This window comes from Dubosiella newyorkensis, from assembly GCF_001945605.1.
GTDB classification, from domain to species: Bacteria; Bacillota_I; Bacilli_A; order Erysipelotrichales; family Erysipelotrichaceae; genus Dubosiella; species Dubosiella newyorkensis.
Window position 1 is genome coordinate 1 of record NZ_MPKA01000070.1, and the last position, 611, is coordinate 611.

Sequence of the window (611 nt, forward strand, 5' to 3'; positions counted from 1 at the left end):
GTATTAATGGTGCATCCCTTAAACCTCTGAAAATTCAAGTGGTAGAATGTCATAAGAAGAACAATTTGAATTCCAGAATGAGGAGGAATGAAAAATGGCAAAGCAATATGACAAAGAATTTAAGGAACAGGTGATCCAATACGTGCTCGATCATCCAGACCTTGCCTACACCCAGATCGCCAAACAGTTCGGAGTCCATGACACAACAATTGGAGGATGGGTAAAAAGCTATAAAGAGCATGACGATCAGGTCGTCGTAAGAGGATCCGGCAACTATGCCAGCGATGAAGCCAAAGAGATCGCCCATCTTAAAAAGCAGCTCAGAGATACCCAGGACGCACTCAATGTATTAAAAAAAGCAATCAGTATACTCGGCAAGTAACGGCTCGTCTCCTCTATCGATCGGTCCAGGAATACAAAGAGAAACATCCCAAAGCATCGATAGCGGGTATACTGGCTATATTGGAGAAGAGCCCTTCCGGCTACTACAAGTATTTAAGATCAAAACCATCCAAGACAAAAGTCCGACGGGAAAAAACAAAAAAAGCAATCGTCAAGATCTACAACGATTCGCACCAGCTGTATGGCTCGCCCAAGATCGCAGAGATCCT

1 protein-coding gene is annotated in these 611 nt (G+C 43.7%); it reads left to right on the forward strand.

Annotation, left to right across the window (positions count from 1 at the left end; translation table 11 throughout):
* Positions 1-94 precede the first annotated feature (94 nt).
* On the forward strand, positions 95-382 hold the full coding sequence (locus BO225_RS07440) for a transposase (protein WP_076341626.1): 288 nt from the start codon (positions 95-97) through the stop codon (positions 380-382).
* Positions 383-611: the final 229 nt, after the last annotated feature.

Excerpts from the sequence above, each read along its gene's own strand:
- BO225_RS07440 (WP_076341626.1), top strand. The coding sequence starts at position 95 with ATGGCAAAGCAATATGACAAAGAATTTAAGGAACAGGTGATCCAATAC.